At 70.8% G+C, this 14,859-nt stretch carries 15 protein-coding genes; 10 read left to right on the top strand and 5 right to left on the bottom strand.

Going from position 1 to position 14,859, the window contains the following annotated elements:
- Nucleotides 1–98 precede the first annotated feature (98 nt).
- Nucleotides 99–839, bottom strand: a complete 741-nt coding sequence (locus tag ACZ7M3_RS45775; RefSeq protein ID WP_472071801.1) for an SLATT domain-containing protein — start codon at nucleotides 837–839, stop codon at nucleotides 99–101.
- A 316-nt stretch (nucleotides 840–1,155) separates the two neighbouring features.
- On the opposite strand from ACZ7M3_RS45775, the gene ACZ7M3_RS45770 reads away from it, so the two are divergent.
- Genes ACZ7M3_RS45770 through ACZ7M3_RS45760 form a run of 3 tightly spaced genes read left to right on the top strand, consistent with a single transcriptional unit; the run spans nucleotide 1,156 to nucleotide 2,806 of the window.
- On the top strand, nucleotides 1,156–1,497 hold the full coding sequence (locus tag ACZ7M3_RS45770) for a YbaB/EbfC family nucleoid-associated protein (protein WP_075033091.1): 342 nt from the start codon (nucleotides 1,156–1,158) through the stop codon (nucleotides 1,495–1,497).
- A gap of 57 nt (nucleotides 1,498–1,554) precedes the next feature.
- Nucleotides 1,555–2,154 carry a recombination mediator RecR gene (recR, locus tag ACZ7M3_RS45765; RefSeq protein ID WP_095853428.1) on the top strand — a complete coding sequence of 200 codons (600 nt, stop codon included), beginning with the start codon at nucleotides 1,555–1,557 and terminating at the stop codon, nucleotides 2,152–2,154.
- Complete coding sequence (locus tag ACZ7M3_RS45760) at nucleotides 2,147–2,806, top strand: DUF5063 domain-containing protein (protein ID WP_067374040.1); 660 nt, start codon at nucleotides 2,147–2,149, stop codon at nucleotides 2,804–2,806. Before recR ends, ACZ7M3_RS45760 begins: the two co-directional genes overlap by 8 nt.
- 13 nt (nucleotides 2,807–2,819) lie before the next feature.
- On the opposite strand, the gene ACZ7M3_RS45755 is transcribed toward ACZ7M3_RS45760, so the two are convergent.
- Together ACZ7M3_RS45755 and ACZ7M3_RS45750 are read right to left on the bottom strand one after the other, a co-directional pair.
- Entirely contained in the window at nucleotides 2,820–3,716 is an 897-nt protein-coding gene (locus tag ACZ7M3_RS45755; protein ID WP_472071799.1) for an alpha/beta hydrolase, read from the bottom strand.
- Nucleotides 3,717–3,757: 41 nt separating this feature from the next.
- Nucleotides 3,758–4,225 (bottom strand): cupin domain-containing protein, encoded by a 468-nt coding sequence (locus ACZ7M3_RS45750; RefSeq protein ID WP_355304439.1) that lies wholly within the window; start codon nucleotides 4,223–4,225, stop codon nucleotides 3,758–3,760.
- Between the two features lie 95 nt (nucleotides 4,226–4,320).
- On the opposite strand from ACZ7M3_RS45750, the gene ACZ7M3_RS45745 reads away from it, so the two are divergent.
- A complete protein-coding gene (locus tag ACZ7M3_RS45745) occupies nucleotides 4,321–4,842 on the top strand; it encodes a MarR family winged helix-turn-helix transcriptional regulator (protein WP_452972004.1) in 522 nt (173 codons plus the stop codon).
- A 266-nt stretch (nucleotides 4,843–5,108) separates the two neighbouring features.
- Here ACZ7M3_RS45745 and ACZ7M3_RS45740 read toward each other — a convergent pair whose 3' ends face one another.
- Nucleotides 5,109–5,816, bottom strand: coding sequence for a sulfite exporter TauE/SafE family protein (locus tag ACZ7M3_RS45740; protein ID WP_355304573.1), 708 nt, complete (start codon nucleotides 5,814–5,816; stop codon nucleotides 5,109–5,111).
- 209 nt (nucleotides 5,817–6,025) lie between these two features.
- Between ACZ7M3_RS45740 and ACZ7M3_RS45735 the strand changes: the two genes are divergently transcribed.
- The 5 genes from ACZ7M3_RS45735 (at nucleotide 6,026) to ACZ7M3_RS45715 (ending at nucleotide 11,803) form a co-directional block, all read left to right on the top strand.
- Nucleotides 6,026–6,433, top strand: a complete 408-nt coding sequence (locus ACZ7M3_RS45735) for an SgcJ/EcaC family oxidoreductase (RefSeq protein ID WP_472071797.1) — start codon at nucleotides 6,026–6,028, stop codon at nucleotides 6,431–6,433.
- 457 nt (nucleotides 6,434–6,890) lie between these two features.
- Nucleotides 6,891–8,168 carry an aspartate kinase gene (locus ACZ7M3_RS45730; protein ID WP_095853423.1) on the top strand — a complete coding sequence of 426 codons (1,278 nt, stop codon included), beginning with the start codon at nucleotides 6,891–6,893 and terminating at the stop codon, nucleotides 8,166–8,168.
- Nucleotides 8,169–8,202: 34 nt separating this feature from the next.
- Nucleotides 8,203–9,261, top strand: coding sequence for an aspartate-semialdehyde dehydrogenase (locus ACZ7M3_RS45725; RefSeq protein WP_452972001.1), 1,059 nt, complete (start codon nucleotides 8,203–8,205; stop codon nucleotides 9,259–9,261).
- Between the two features lie 740 nt (nucleotides 9,262–10,001).
- A complete protein-coding gene (locus ACZ7M3_RS45720) occupies nucleotides 10,002–10,577 on the top strand; it encodes a SigE family RNA polymerase sigma factor (RefSeq protein ID WP_054231405.1) in 576 nt (191 codons plus the stop codon).
- A complete protein-coding gene (locus ACZ7M3_RS45715) occupies nucleotides 10,574–11,803 on the top strand; it encodes a hypothetical protein (protein ID WP_472071795.1) in 1,230 nt (409 codons plus the stop codon). The genes ACZ7M3_RS45720 and ACZ7M3_RS45715 overlap by 4 nt, the downstream gene beginning before the upstream one ends.
- Here ACZ7M3_RS45715 and ACZ7M3_RS45710 read toward each other — a convergent pair.
- Entirely contained in the window at nucleotides 11,773–12,654 is an 882-nt protein-coding gene (locus ACZ7M3_RS45710; RefSeq protein ID WP_472071793.1) for an SURF1 family protein, read from the bottom strand. The genes ACZ7M3_RS45715 and ACZ7M3_RS45710 overlap by 31 nt on opposite strands.
- A 153-nt stretch (nucleotides 12,655–12,807) precedes the next feature.
- Between ACZ7M3_RS45710 and ACZ7M3_RS45705 the strand changes: the two genes are divergently transcribed.
- Nucleotides 12,808–14,682, top strand: a complete 1,875-nt coding sequence (locus ACZ7M3_RS45705) for a S9 family peptidase (protein ID WP_472071791.1) — start codon at nucleotides 12,808–12,810, stop codon at nucleotides 14,680–14,682.
- Nucleotides 14,683–14,859: the final 177 nt, after the last annotated feature.

The following is a 14,859-nucleotide window of genomic DNA, read 5'->3' as shown; positions in this document are numbered from 1 at the left end:
GAGCCCCGCGGGGGGTTCGGGGGCGGAGCCCCCGGTGGGGTTGAAGGGGCGGAGCCCCTGGGGATGGGTTGGGTAGGGGCGGCGGGGGCGAGGAAAGGCTAGCGCGGCTCCGGGGGGCGCTGGCGGGGCATGTTCGGGCGGGTGCCCGGAGGCAACGGCAGCCGCCCAGCCGACGCACCCTCCGCCCGAGGAACCCCCGCCAGCGACGACTGAATCCCCAGCGGCGCGGGCCCGGTCCGGAACTCCACCATCCAGTCCGCCGTCTCCACCCGCACCAACTCCGTGATGTCCTCCGAAAACCGACGTAACACCCCCAGGCACCGATCCGCCGCCTCGCTGGCGGTCCCCTCCGTCGGCCCCAAAACCTCCCGCACACTCTCCGACGCCCAGTCGAACTGCAACACCTGCAACCGCCGCTGCACGGCCTGCGCGGTCGCCACGTCCCTTATCCACCCGGAGGTCACCCCGAAGAACCGGTCCCCGGCCACGCACGCGACCCCGAGCAACAGCGCGAGATACCCCCAGGGAGCGACCCCGCCGACCACTCCGGTGAGGTCCAGCAGGGGAAGCGCGGCCCCGGCCACCGCCCCCACCGCCGCCCCACCCCGCAGCACCCGCGCCCCCCGCCGCTTCCACACCCGGTCCGCGAGATACCAGGACGCCGTGTCGAGCGCCCCCTGCTCCACCCACCGGTACAGCTCGTGGAGCCGCTCGGCCGGCTCCCCCCAGTCCCCGAGCGGAAACGCCCGGCCGGTCAGATCATCCGGCCGGGTCCCCGCGGCCCCGCCGTCCCGCCCGTCCTGGGGCGGCCCCTCGGGCTGCATCTCCGGCTGGCTCACCCGGCACTCCCTACTGGCGAAGGACGACGAAGGACGAAGCTGGTGATGTTGGATGTTGCTGCTGACGTTGTGCCTGGTGACGTTGTGTGATGTCAAGTGACGCGTGGTGCCGAAGCGCCGCTCCCTTCCTACCGCCCAATGGGTGGCGATGGCCCGGGTTTCGCCGCTTTTCCGCCCGAAAGAGGGTCTTGATCAGGTATAGGCTTCGAGATCGCCTCACTCGAAAGAGTGCTTGGGCGACGGCCCCGCCAACCACGTAGGCTCGTGCTGAACGGGAAAACCCCGTCCAGACAGCCGTACGAACCAGGAGCTGATCGTGATCCCCGGTGGTGGCCAGCCCAATATGCAGCAGCTGCTCCAGCAGGCCCAGAAGATGCAGCAGGACCTCGCCAACGCGCAGGAGGAACTCGCGCGCACCGAGGTCGAAGGCCAGGCGGGTGGCGGTCTGGTGACGGCGACGGTGACGGGCTCGGGCGAGCTGCGCGCCCTGGTCATCGACCCGAAGGCCGTGGACCCCGAGGACACCGAGACCCTCGCCGACCTGGTCGTCGCGGCGGTCCAGGCGGCCAACGAGAACGCCCAGGCGCTCCAGCAGCAGAAGCTCGGCCCGCTCGCCCAGGGCCTCGGCGGCAGTGGCATCCCCGGCCTGCCTTTCTAAGACCGTCGGCGGCCAACTACCGTACGTACTGAAAGATTCCAGGAAGGGCGGCAGTCCGTGTACGAAGGCGTGGTCCAGGACCTCATCGACGAGTTGGGGCGGCTGCCCGGCGTCGGTCCCAAGAGCGCGCAGCGGATCGCCTTCCACATCCTGCAGGCCGAGCCGACGGACGTACGCCGGCTCGCGCAGTGCCTCATGGAGGTCAAGGCGAAGGTCCGCTTCTGCGCGACCTGCGGCAATGTGGCGCAGGAGGAACTGTGCAACATCTGCCGCGACCCGCGTCGGGATCTGACCGTCATCTGTGTGGTCGAGGAGCCCAAGGACGTCGTCGCGGTCGAGCGGACGCGCGAGTTCCGGGGCAAGTACCACGTGCTGGGCGGCGCGATCAGCCCGATCGAGGGCGTCGGCCCCGACGACCTCCGGATAAGGGAACTCCTCGCCCGTCTCGCCGACGGCACGGTCACGGAGCTCATCCTCGCCACGGACCCGAACCTGGAGGGCGAGGCGACGGCCACGTACCTCGCCCGCATGATCAAGCCCATGGGCCTCAGGGTCACCCGCCTGGCCAGCGGCCTCCCGGTGGGTGGCGACCTGGAATACGCGGACGAGGTCACACTCGGCCGCGCCTTCGAGGGGAGACGACTCCTAGATGTCTGACGCCACGCTGCACGCGACCAGCCAGGACCCCGACGACTTCGTGGTCCAGATCGCGGACCAGGTCGAGAGCTTCATCGTCGCCGTCACCGAAGTGGCGAAGGGCGACGAGCCGGACTCCGCCGTGCCCTTCCTCCTCCTGGAGGTGTCCCAGCTGCTGCTGGCGGGCGGCCGTCTCGGCGCGCACGAGGACATCGTCCCCGACGAGCGCTACGAGCCGGACCTCGGTCCGGAGCCGGACGTCGACGACCTGCGTGAGCGCCTCGCGGTCATGCTGGAACCGATCGACGTCTACTCCGAGGTGTTCGACCCGTACGAGCCGCGCAAGGCCCCGGTGGCCTGCCGCATCTCGGACGACCTCGCGGACGTCATCACCGATCTGCGCCACGGCATGGCCCACTACCGCGCGGGCCGCACCACCGAGGCCCTGTGGTGGTGGCAGTTCTCCTACTTCTCCAACTGGGGGTCGACCACCTCGGCGGCCCTGCGCGCCCTCCAGTCCCTGGTGGCCCACGTCCGTCTGAACCAGCCCCTGGACGACCTCAACGGCCTCGACACCGACCAGGACCTCGGCGAGGAGGTCCTCGCGGAGGAGGCGGGCCGGGTCATGGCCGAGGAGATCGGCGGGCCGCTCGGCATCCGGTCGTCCACGTAGCCCAGGACCGGGGTCAGCCGGCGGGCCAGTGTGCCCGGGTGAAGGCGGCTGCGGAGGTCAGTGCGGCATCGGCGTCGTCGAGCAGTGCGGCGAACCCCTGGAAGACGTGCGGGACCTGGGGCCAGACCTGCAGCTCGACCGCCACGTCGTGCTCGGCGGCGCGGGCGGCAAGTCGTACGGCGTCGTCCAGCAGGATCTCGTGCGAGCCGACCTGGATGAGCAGGGGTGCGAGCCCCGTCAGGTCGGCGAAGACCGGGCTGGCCAGGGGCGTGGCGGGGTCGGTCTCGCCCAGGTAGTCGCGGGCGCGGATCTGCAGTCCCTTCGCGGTCAGCGCGGGATCGACGTCGGCCTTGCCGGTCAGGCTGTCCCCGGCCAGGGTCAGATCGGCCCACGGGGAGAAGACCACGGCCGACGACGGCTGTGGCAGCCCCGCCTCCTTGAGCGCGACGAGCGTGGCCACCACCAGCCCGCCGCCCGCGGACTCACCGACGAACGCGACCTCGGAGCTGGGTGTCCCGTCCGCGAGCAGGGCGCGATAGGCGGCCACGGCGTCGTCGACGGCCGCGGGGAACGGATGCTCCGGGGCCAGCCGGTAGTCCACCGACACGGCGCGGACCCCGACCCGCCGGGCCATGTCGGCGGCCAGGCCCACGGAGTCGCCGGCCGAGCCGAGGGCGTACGCGCCGCCGTGGAAGTAGAGCACCACAGCCGAAGAACCATCACCCGGAGTCTCCACGGTGACGACCGGTATGCCACCGAGCCGGCCCGGTGTGGCCGTGACGTCTTCGGGCAGCGGCGCGGACGCGATCATCTCGTGGAAGAGGGCGCGCTGTTCGCCGAGTTCACCGCCGATGTCGAACGGGGCGTGCCGCAGGAGCTCATCAAGAGCCTGGCGTTGCTGCTGGGTCATGAGGGACCTCTCATCGGTGAGCGGGGCGGGGCGGGCGTCGGTCAGCGGGGCGGTCCCAGAACGACCTGCCCGTACTTGTCGGCGGCCTCGGCGAGCAGCTCCGGCTCGATCCGGAAGCCCTCGGGGCGCGGGGTGGCCAGATCGCGTCCGGCGTGCCGGAACATGCCCTCGATGCCGCCCGGGGTGCAGATCATCAGCAGGTCGGCGGTGTCGGAGGTGATCCGGTAGCCGTGCGGGACGTTCTTGGGCAGATAGACGATGCCGCCCTCGGACAGCTCCATCTCCTGATCGCCGGACCAGACCAGCGCGGTCCCCTTGATCAGCATGAAGACCTCGTCCTCACGGGTGTGCAGGTGGTACGGCGGCGCTTCGCCCTTGTTGACGCTGAACCGCCCGACGGTCAGCTGCCCGTCGGTGGCCGCGCTGTCCAGCAACACGGCGAAGACGCCGCCGTCGAGCCACTCGAGCTTCTGCTGCTGATCGGCCTGCGCGAGATAAGCCATGCTCATGACCAGTCCCCCCTTCACTGTGGCAGATGCTGCGAATTCGAAACACATGGCGACCTTACGTCTGCTTCGAATTCGCAGCAAGTAAACTCTTGGTCATGCCGCACACCCCGCCCCCCGATCCCGAGCGACTGGATCCCGAGCAACTGGCCGCCTACTTCGCCCTGATGGAGGTCAGCAGCCTGCTCCAGCACGCCGTCGACCAGCAGCTGCGCGACGAGGGCGGCCTCAGCTACACCCAGTTCCAGATCCTCGCCGTGCTCGGGCAGGCCCCCGAGGGGCAGCTGCGGATGACCGACATCGCCGACCGCCTGGTCCACAGCCGCAGCGGGCTGACCTACCAGGTGGCCCAGTTGGCCAAGGCGGGACTGGTCACCAGGGCACCCTCGGCGGACGACGAACGCAGCGTCAACGTCACCGCCACCCCACAGGGCCAGGAGCTCCTCGACCGAGTGATGCCGGGCCACGTGGCGGTCGTACGCAGCCTCCTCGTCACACCCCTGAACCGCTCCGACATCACCACACTCAGCGACGTACTGGGCCGGGTCCGCACCCACATGCGCACGACCCCACCCCGCTCGGCAACCCCCCGCCGCAAGCCCACAACACACCACGACTGACCACCCGAGGTCGCCGACCACCCGAGGCCGCCATGCGACGCATGGCCACCACACGACGCGAGGCCACCACACGACGCGAGGCCGCCATGCGACGCGAGGGGCCGTGCCGGTACGTCGCAAGCCCGTCGCTTACGCCAGGATCGAGCAGCGGCTCCCATGCCCGGCTCACGTCTGATCCAGCGGCGACGGGCTCGACGTACCGGCACGGCCCCGCCCCACCACCGGCAGCGCACGCCCCACCACCGGCATGGGCGCCCCGCCACACGTCACCCCAGCCCCCACAACCCCTTCCCCAACGTGGTGAGCCCACCAATCAACGCCAGCAACAGCACCAGCATCCGCGCCCGCCGCTCCGGCACCCGTTCGGCAAGCACCCTCCCGACCGAGGCCCCCACCACCATCCCCGTCACCACGACCCCCCACCGCGCCGCCCCAAGATGCGGAACGCCGTTCGAGGCCACCGAGAAGGCGTTCACCACCACCCCGTAGAACAGCGCGTTCGGCACGAACTCCCGCACCGTCCACCCCGCGTTGAGGGCGTACAGAGAGACGGGCGGACCCCCCACCCCCGCCGCGGAGTTCATGAACCCGCCCGCGGCCCCCGCGGCCACCGCGCCCCGCGTGCCCCGCAGCGCGGGCAACCGGGCGCCCCGCATGACCACGACCACGGCCACCGTCACCAGCGCGCCCATGAAAACCAACAGCTCGGCGGGCGGCAGCCGCCGTGCGACCCAGCTGCCCACCGGCACGGTGACCGCCGCCGCCAGACACAACGGCACCATCGCGCGCGGCCGCACCCGCCGCCACCCACCGGCCAGCCCCACGACGCAGATCGCCCCGGCGGCGCAGTTCGCGAGGACGACACCCTGGGCGGGCCCGAGCAGCAGCACCAGCGCCGGCACGGCGACGAGCGCGAAGCCCATCCCGGTCAGCCACTGCACACAGGACCCCAACAGCACGATCCCGCCCAGCATCAACTCGCCCGTCACCCACGCCCCTTACCCCACCCGGCACCCCCGCACCCCCGCACCCCCACGCGCCCGTCACCACCCCCTCGCACAGCGTGAGTTGGCCGGGAGTCGGATCAGCCCTGCACGTCCGCTGGACGGCCCCCGACCAGCGCGAAGAGAGGGTGAAGTCGCTCCCGCAGCAAGCGGAGCACCCCCACCGCGCTGGAGTTCTCATGAAGCGCCGGATACGCAAGCGCGCCGCCGTCATCACCGTCTCCACCCTCGTCGGCTGGAACGCCGCGCTGAAGACCGGCGACCCTGAGACGGTGGCCGACCGCTATGCCGCCGACGCCGTCCTGCTGCCCACCGTCTCCCACAAGATCCGCGACACGCACGCCGAGATCGTCGACTACCTCGAGCACTTCCTCGAGAACAAGCCGGCCGGCAAGAAGATCGAGACGATCGTCGACGTCCTCGACGAGAACTCCGCCATCGACACCGGCCTGTACGAGTTCACGCTCACCGACCCGGACACCGGGGCCCAGCGCACCGTCGAGGCCCGCTGCACGTACGAGTACGAGAAGCGCGGCGGCAAGTGGCTGATCGTCAACCACCACTCCTCGGTGATGCCCGAAGGCTGACGGTCACCCACAGTCCGCCGCCGGGCGCGTCACGCAGGGCCACGGTCCCGCCGTCGTCCGCCACCAGCTGGGCGGGTCCGCAGCGCCTTGCGGACGTCGAGGCCGTCGGTGTCGGGCAGGCCGAGATCGAGGAGGACGATGTCGTACGGGCCCGCGCACAGCCGAACCTTAGTGCTTGAGAGTTAAGACACGGCGGTGTCGTGTGACACGGGGCACTTTCCGGAGTGGCGAGGCGTGTGGGCGGGCAGGTGCCGCTCGGAGCGGCCGGAGGAACCCTGCCGAAACCGGTGGATCTGACGACTCCGGTGGACTCCCGGTGGACCCTGACGGTCCGGAGTGATCACGTCGTGAGCGGGACATCTCACGATTCGATACCCCGGAAGGGAAATCCGGCCGCTCGTTAGACTGAGCCGACCGCAGTTGTGCGGTACAGAGACAGATTGAGCGAGGAGCGCACGTGGGCCTTGTCGTGCAGAAGTACGGAGGCTCCTCCGTAGCCGATGCCGAGGGCATCAAGCGCGTCGCCAAGCGAATCGTGGAAGCGAAGAAGAACGGCCACCAGGTGGTCGTGGTCGTTTCCGCGATGGGCGACACGACGGACGAGCTGATCGATCTCGCCGAGCAGGTATCTCCGATGCCCAGCGGACGAGAGTTCGACATGCTGCTGACCGCCGGAGAGCGGATCTCCATGGCCCTGCTGGCGATGGCGATCAAAAACCTGGGCCACAGCGCCCAGAGCTTCACCGGCAGCCAGGCAGGCGTCATCACCGACTCGGTCCACAACAAAGCGCGGATCATCGACGTCACGCCGGGCCGTATCCGGACGGCGCTCGACGAGGGCAACATCGCCATCGTCGCCGGCTTCCAGGGCGTCTCGCAGGACAAGAAGGACATCACCACGCTCGGGCGCGGCGGGTCCGACACCACGGCCGTCGCGCTCGCCGCGGCGCTGGACGCCGAGGTCTGCGAGATCTACACCGACGTGGACGGCGTGTTCACCGCCGACCCGCGGGTGGTGAAGAAGGCGAAGAAGATCGACTGGATCTCCTTCGAGGACATGCTGGAGCTCGCCGCCTCCGGCTCCAAGGTGCTGCTCCACCGCTGTGTGGAGTACGCCCGCCGCTACAACATCCCGATCCATGTGCGCTCGTCCTTCAGCGGACTCCAGGGCACGTGGGTCAGCAGTGCACCGATCAAGCAAGGGGACCAGAAGGTGGAGCAGGCCATCATTTCCGGTGTCGCTCACGACACCTCCGAGGCCAAGGTCACGGTCGTCGGTGTCCCGGACAAGCCGGGCGAGGCCGCCTCGATCTTCCGCGCCATCGCCGATGCCGAGATCAACATCGACATGGTCGTGCAGAACGTGTCCGCCGCGTCCACCGGCCTGACGGACATCTCCTTCACCCTCCCCAAGACCGAGGGCCGCAAGGCCATCGACGCCTTGGAGAAGGCGAGGAACGTGATCGGCTTCGACTCGCTGCGCTACGACGACCAGATCGGCAAGATCTCGCTCGTCGGCGCGGGCATGAAGACGAACCCGGGTGTCACGGCCGGCTTCTTCGAGGCGCTGTCCGACGCGGGGGTGAACATCGAGCTGATCTCCACCTCCGAGATCCGTATCTCGGTGGTCACGCGTGCCGACGACGTCCCCGAGGCCGTCCGCGCGGTGCACACCGCGTTCGGACTCGACTCCGACAGCGACGAGGCCGTCGTCTACGGAGGCACCGGACGATGACCGTCCTCTCGTACGGCGGCACTGGCCGCCGCTGATGACCAGACCGGCAGGACCGACGCTGGCGGTCGTGGGCGCGACCGGGGCCGTCGGCACGGTCATGCTCCAGATCCTGTCCCAGCACGCGGACATCTGGGGCGAGATCCGTCTGCTCGCCTCCCCGCGCTCGGCCGGCCGCAAGCTGGCCGTGCGCGGCGAGGAGGTCGAGGTGATGGCGCTCAGCGAGGCCGCCTTCGACGGGGTCGACGTCGCGATGTTCGACGTCCCCGACGAGGTGGCCGCGCAGTGGGCGCCGATCGCCGCGGCCAAGGGCGTCATCGTGGTCGACAACTCGGGCGCGTTCCGGATGGACCCGGACGTGCCGCTGGTCGTCCCCGAGGTGAATCCGCACGCCGCGCGCGTGCGCCCGCGCGGGATCATCTCCAACCCGAACTGCACCACCCTCTCCATGATCGTGGCGCTCGGCGCGCTGCACGCAGAGTTCGGCCTGCGCGAGCTGGTGGTCTCCTCGTACCAGGCGGTGAGCGGTGCCGGGCGCGCGGGCGTCGACACCCTGCGCCAGCAGCTGTCCCTCGTCGCCGGTACGGAACTGGGGACGAGCCCCGGTGACGTACGCCGGGCCGTGGGCGACAACACGGGCCCCTTCCCGGAGCCGGTGGCGCTGAACGTCGTCCCGTGGGCCGGGTCGCTGCGCGAGGACGGCTGGTCCTCGGAGGAGATGAAGGTGCGGGACGAGTCCCGCAAGATCCTCGGGCTGCCGGGCCTGCCCGTGGCCGTGACCTGCGTCCGCGTCCCGGTCGTGACCACGCACTCCCTCACCGTGCACGCCCGCTTCGAGGGCAGGGTCACCGTGACCAAGGCCCGCGAGATCCTGGCCACCGCGCCCGGAGTCGTCCTGTTCGACAACCCGGCCGCCGGTGAGTTCCCCACCCCCGCGGACGTCGTCGGCACCGACCCGACCTGGGTGGGCCGCGTCCGCCGGGCACTCGACGACCCGACCGCCCTCGAACTCTTCGTCTGCGGCGACAACCTCCGCAAGGGTGCCGCCCTCAACACGGCCCAGATCGCGGAACTGGTGGCGGCGGAGCTGTTCTAGACAGCCGCGTCAGCCGGGGCTCCGGGCGGTGGCAACCGCCGTAGCCGCGAACCGATCTCGGTGGCGCGCCTCCGAGCGTCGTCCTGCCCGGCCGGTGGATTTCCCTGCTCAGGGTGTCCAGGGGGCAAAATCTCCCTGGCCATGACCGGATTCGTTTGTAGGATCTGTGTCAGTTGTGTGGCCGGAATAATGGTCCGGACCACTTGTACGGGACCCGCTTGGCGTTCGAAGATTTCCCTCCCCGTTCTCCGCAACCGCGCGGAGGGCGGGGAGCGTCTTTGCGGTCGCCCTAAAGGGGTGTCCGGGGGCGGCACGGCATAACGGGGCATAGGGGATGAGCTAGTACGCATGAGGGCATTCAATGCACTGCCAGGCGCGCTTCCGGTCGCGTCGGCAGGCGTTCGGGCACATGGTCCGGCGGGCGTTGCGAGGTGCGTGGGGGCGGGTCTTGTGGAGCGCGTGGGGGCGGGCGTTGTGCGGCGTGTGGGGACGGGTGTCGTGGGGTGCGTGGGGACGGGTGTCGTGGGGTGCGTGGGAGCGGGTGTCGTGGGGTGCGTGGGAGCGGGCGCTTCGGCCGGTGTGAACCCTGGAGCGAATGTGATGCCTGTCGCGTACAACCCTGACGGGGGTAAGCGTGTCCAACTGGCGTGGCAGAGGTTCTCGAATTCACCGCGGTACAGACCAGGGGCACGTCCCTGCGTCCACCCCGCCGACTCCGCAGCCCCGGCGTGCCCGGCGGCATGCCGGTGATCGCGCCCATGCCCGCAGCGCGGCCCGCCCGCATACCGAGTCAGCGCGACGGCGCTGAAGACAGCATGGCCGCCGGCACCACGGTCGACCATCTCACCGAGACCTACCGCGCCCACTACCGGTCGCTGCTGGGCCTCGCGGCACTCCTGCTCGACGACACCGCCTCTTGCGAGGACGTCGTCCAGGAGGCCTTCATCCGCGTGCACTCGGCGCGCAAACGCGTCCGTGACCCCGAGAAGACGCTCGCGTATCTGCGTCAGACCGTCGTCAACCTCTCGCGCTCCGCGCTGCGCCGGCGCATCCTCGGCCTCAAGCTCCTCTCGAAGCCGATGCCCGACATGGCGAGCGCGGAGGAGGGCGCCTATGACCAGCTGGAGCGCGACGCCCTGATCAAGGCGATGAAGGGCCTGCAGCGCCGTCAGCGCGAGGTCCTCGTCCTGCGCTACTTCGCGGACATGACCGAGGCCCAGGTCGCCGAGACCCTCGGGATATCGCTCGGGTCGGTCAAGGCGTACGGCTCGCGCGGCATCGCGGCGCTCCGTGTCGCCATGGAGGCCCCGGCATGAGCCAGCGACGCGACAACCACGACCGACACGAGCCCTTCGAGTGGCATGCGCCGACACACCGGCCCACGCCGGCCGAAGACGAGCAAGAGCACGAGCACGAGCAGCAAGCTGGGAACGAAACTGTGAACCACGGCCCCGACGCAAACGGCCCCCACCCGCAGGGCCCGGACGCACAGGGCCCGGACGCACAGGGCCCGGACGCACTGGGCTCGCACGCACTGGGCTCGGACGGGTCCGGTTCGGACGAGCTGGCGCTGCGCAGGCTGCTGCACCAGGCCGTCCAGGAGATCGAACCCACCGACGGCACGCTGGAGCACCTGCGCCGCGCGGTCCCCGCACGACGGGCCCGCAAGCGTCAGGCCATCGTCGGCGTGGCCGCGGCCGCGCTCTTCATCGGCACCGCCGTCCCCGCCCTCGTGCACGTCTCGAACGCCTCCGGGTCGAACGCCGACCCGTCCATGGCGGGCAACAGCTCACAGGCCCAGGGCGGCACCAGCCAGGGCAAGGGCCCCGACGGCGGCGAGAGCTCCGTGGGCGGCAGCTCAGGCACCTCCAAGGGCACGGGCAAGGGCAGTCAGACCGGTACGCCCGACAAGGGCAAGGGGACGAACACCGGGTCGGCCACGGGCGGCCCCGATCCCTCGGCCTCGGCCGCGATCTCGCCCGCGTGCACACCGGCGCAGCTCGGCGGAGCCACGAGTTCCGTCGGCACCCCGGACGCCACCGGCGCGGTCTACGGCTCCTTCACCCTGTCGAACGTCTCGGCCACCAGCTGCACCGTCAGCGGCGCGGGCACGCTCGGCACCCTCGCGCAGGGCGCCGCGGACTCGGCCAAGATCAGTGTGGTGACGCATGTGGCGGGCGACGCGGCCACCGGGCTGCCCGACCCCACCACGGAGGTCGCCTCGGTGGTGCTGAAGCCGAGCGCCTCGTACGTCGTGAAGTTCGCCTGGGTGCCCTCGGAGACCTGTCCGACCACCGGCGGCGGTCAGCCCTCGCCGACCCCGACCACCACCACGGACGGCTCCACCAGCACGGGCGGCACCGGCACGGACACCGGTGGCACCGGCACCTCGACCCAGATGGTGACGGAGGACGGCGGACTGGCCGACGGCAGCGTCAGCGTGTCGTACACGGCGGAGACGGGCACGGCGACGGCCACGACGACCGTGTCCAACGCGTGCGCCGGGACGATCTACCGAACGGGGATGTTGTCGGCGTCCTGAGGGGTGTCGGCGGCATCGGCTCGGGCGGTGGCTTCGGCAGCGGTCTCGGCTTCGGCGGTGGCTTCGGTGACGGTGGCTTCTTCTTCGTCGTGCTCCGGGACGAGTCCCAGCTCCGCGTCCCGGGCGAACTCCGCCTCGCGGCGCAGCAGCCGGAACCACATGAAGACCACGAAGCCCGCGAAGACGAACCACTCACCGGTGTAACCGAGGTTCTGGAACGCCTTCAGGTCCAGGCCGGTGCCCTGAGGTTCGGTCGCGGGCACCGCACGCATCCCGCTGTCGGCCTTCGCGAGGGTGATCCAGGCGTCGTACACCTCGTACGGCACCAGGTTCACCAGTGACGCCGAGCTGATCGCGCCGGTCTGTCCTGCGGGCAGACCCCCGGCGGCGGTGACGCCGTTCGCCCCCGGGCTCTCGGACGCCTGGAGCGCACCCGTGACGGTGACCTCACCGGTCGGGGCGGCGGGCGCCTTCGCCGGGTCGGCGTTCCCGGGCAGCCAGCCCCGCACGACGGGCAGTGCCTTGCCGCCGTCGACGCGCAGCAGCGTCAGCACGTAGAAGCCGCGCTCGCCGTCGAGCTCGCGGCCCGGCACGAGGAGCTGCTTGCCGTACCGCCCGGTCGCGGTGGCCTGCTTTCCGGAGGTCTCCGTGCTCACGGGCAGCAGTCGGGCGAGCGGACGGGCCGCCTCCGTCCTGGCCGCGGCGGCCTGCTCACCGGCCGCGCGGTGGTCCTGCACCCGAGCCTCGAACCGGCTCAACTGCCACGACCCCATGAAGATGCAGAAGGGGATGGCCAACAGCACGAAGACGTTGATCCCCCACCAGCGGGGCGTCAGCAGGAACCGGTACACGGCTTAAAGGTACGGTGCCGAGCTCGACGCCGAGGCTTCGGGGCCCCTCCTGCCGGTGCTCTTTCGAAGTTCGTTCGACGCGATCGGCGAAGTTATCCACAGGCTGGGGACCTCGTCGGCGCGAGGTCGCTCGGGCCAGGCACTATTGGGGCCATGACTGAGAGCAACGGGTCCATCGAGCAGCAGCGGGCAGCCATGCCCGACTGGGAGAAGCGTTTCCGGGCGCCGCGGGTGTCGCTGCCCGACTGGGCGGAGGACGCCCCGCACCGCGCGCTGTTCGTCTCCAACGCGACGGGGACGTACGAGCTGTACGCGTGGGACCGCGGGACGGGGCAGCAGCGCCAGGTCACGAACCGGGCGAACGGTACGACGGACGGGGTGCTCTCCCCGGACGGCGAGTGGATCTGGTGGTTCGACGACAAGGACGGGGACGAGTTCGGCATCTGGCGCCGCCAACGCTTCACCGCTCCCAAGAGCACGGATGCCGTCGACGGCGACGCCGGCCTCAATGCCGATGCCGGTGTTACTGAGGCCGACGCCCCCGCCGCTCCGGGCCTGGAGCCCTCCTACCCCGGGGGCCTGGCCATCGGCAGGGACGGCCGGACGGCGGTCGTGGGCCGCTCGACGGATGACGACGGCTCGACGATCCACGTGGTCCGCCTCGGCGAGGAGCCGGTGGAGATCTACCGCCACCGGGAGTCGGCGGGCGTCGGCGACCTCTCGCACGACGGCTCCCTGATCGCCGTCGAGCACACCGAGCACGGCGACGCGATGCACTCGGCGCTGCGGGTGCTGCGCCCGGACGGCTCGACGGTCACCGAGCTGGACGACACCAAGGGCGGCACGGTCGAGCTGGGCCTGGAAGTGCTCGGCTTCGCCCCCGTCGATGGCGACACCCGTCTTCTCATCGGCCATCAGCGGCGCGGCCGTTGGGAGCCGCTGGTGTGGGACGTGGCGACGGGGGAGGAGACGGACCTGGCCCTGGACCTCCCGGGCGACGTGGCGGCCGAGTGGTACCCCGACGGTTCGGCCCTCCTCATCGCCCACAGCTTCGAGGCCCGCAGCGACCTGTGGCGCTACGACCTGGCCTCCCGCGAGCTGGTCCAGGTGCCCACGCCGCAGGGCACCGTCTCCGGGGCGACGGCCCGCCCCGACGGAACCGTGGAGTACCTGTGGTCCTCGGCGGCCGAGCCGTCCGTGGTCCGCTCGACGACGGGCGAGATCGTCCTCGATCCCCCCGGCCTGAAGTCCCCGGGCTCGGTCCCCGTGGAGGACGTGTGGGTGGAGGGCCCGGGCGGCCGTGTCCACGCGCTCATCCAGAAGCCGGCGGGCACGACGGGCCCCCTGCCCACTGTCTTCGACATCCACGGCGGCCCGACCTGGCACGACAGCGACTCCTTCGCGGCCGGCCCGGCGGCCTGGGTGGACCACGGGTACGCAGTGGTCCGGATCAACTACCGAGGCTCCACGGGCTACGGCCGCGAGTGGACGGACGCCCTCAAGCACCGAGTCGGCCTGATCGAACTCGAAGACATCGCGGCGGTCCGGGAATGGGCGGTGACGTCGGGCCTCGCCGACCCCGCCCGCCTGATCCTCACCGGCGGCTCCTGGGGCGGCTACCTCACCCTCCTGGGCCTCGGCACACAGCCGGACGCGTGGACCCTCGGCATCGCCGCCGTCCCGGTCGCCGACTACGTGACGGCGTACCACGACGAGATGGAAGCCCTGAAGGCGATGGACCGCACCCTCCTCGGCGGCACCCCGGAGGAGGTCCCCGAACGCTTCGAGGCGTCCTCCCCCCTCACCTACGTCGACGCGGTCAAGGCCCCCGTCTACATCTCGGCCGGCGTCAACGACCCCCGCTGCCCCATCCGCCAGATCGACAACTACGTAGCCCGCCTCACCGCCCGCAGCGCCATCCACGAGGTCTACCGCTACGACGCGGGCCACGGCTCCCTGGTCGTCGACGAGCGCATCAAACAGGTAAAGCTCGAACTCGACTTCGCAACCAGACACCTCCCCCAGTAGCCCACCCCCGACGGGCACAAGGACGCAGTCCACAGAACCCCGGCGACGCCCCCTTCGGCGGCCTGCGGGGACGAATCCCCACGCGGGCTGGGGCGCAGCCCCGAGGAGGTCTGGGGACGGCGTCGTCCGGCGGGGCGCGGGGGTGGAGCCCCCTCACGGGGCTTGGGGCGGCGTCGT

The sequence above is a fragment of the Streptomyces sp. NPDC111656 genome (assembly GCF_055656965.1).
This window is presented reverse-complemented; position numbering and strand designations above follow the sequence as displayed.

Excerpts from the sequence above, each read along its gene's own strand:
- ACZ7M3_RS45760 (WP_067374040.1), top strand. The coding sequence starts at position 2,147 with ATGTCTGACGCCACGCTGCACGCGACCAGCCAGGACCCCGACGACTTC.
- ACZ7M3_RS45755 (WP_472071799.1), bottom strand. The coding sequence starts at position 3,716 with ATGACCCAGCAGCAACGCCAGGCTCTTGATGAGCTCCTGCGGCACGCC.
- ACZ7M3_RS45750 (WP_355304439.1), bottom strand. The coding sequence starts at position 4,225 with ATGAGCATGGCTTATCTCGCGCAGGCCGATCAGCAGCAGAAGCTCGAG.
- ACZ7M3_RS45745 (WP_452972004.1), top strand. The coding sequence starts at position 4,321 with ATGCCGCACACCCCGCCCCCCGATCCCGAGCGACTGGATCCCGAGCAA.
- ACZ7M3_RS45740 (WP_355304573.1), bottom strand. The coding sequence starts at position 5,816 with ATGCTGGGCGGGATCGTGCTGTTGGGGTCCTGTGTGCAGTGGCTGACC.
- ACZ7M3_RS45735 (WP_472071797.1), top strand. The coding sequence starts at position 6,026 with ATGAAGCGCCGGATACGCAAGCGCGCCGCCGTCATCACCGTCTCCACC.
- ACZ7M3_RS45725 (WP_452972001.1), top strand. The coding sequence starts at position 8,203 with ATGACCAGACCGGCAGGACCGACGCTGGCGGTCGTGGGCGCGACCGGG.
- ACZ7M3_RS45720 (WP_054231405.1), top strand. The coding sequence starts at position 10,002 with ATGCCGGTGATCGCGCCCATGCCCGCAGCGCGGCCCGCCCGCATACCG.
- ACZ7M3_RS45715 (WP_472071795.1), top strand. The coding sequence starts at position 10,574 with ATGAGCCAGCGACGCGACAACCACGACCGACACGAGCCCTTCGAGTGG.
- ACZ7M3_RS45705 (WP_472071791.1), top strand. The coding sequence starts at position 12,808 with ATGACTGAGAGCAACGGGTCCATCGAGCAGCAGCGGGCAGCCATGCCC.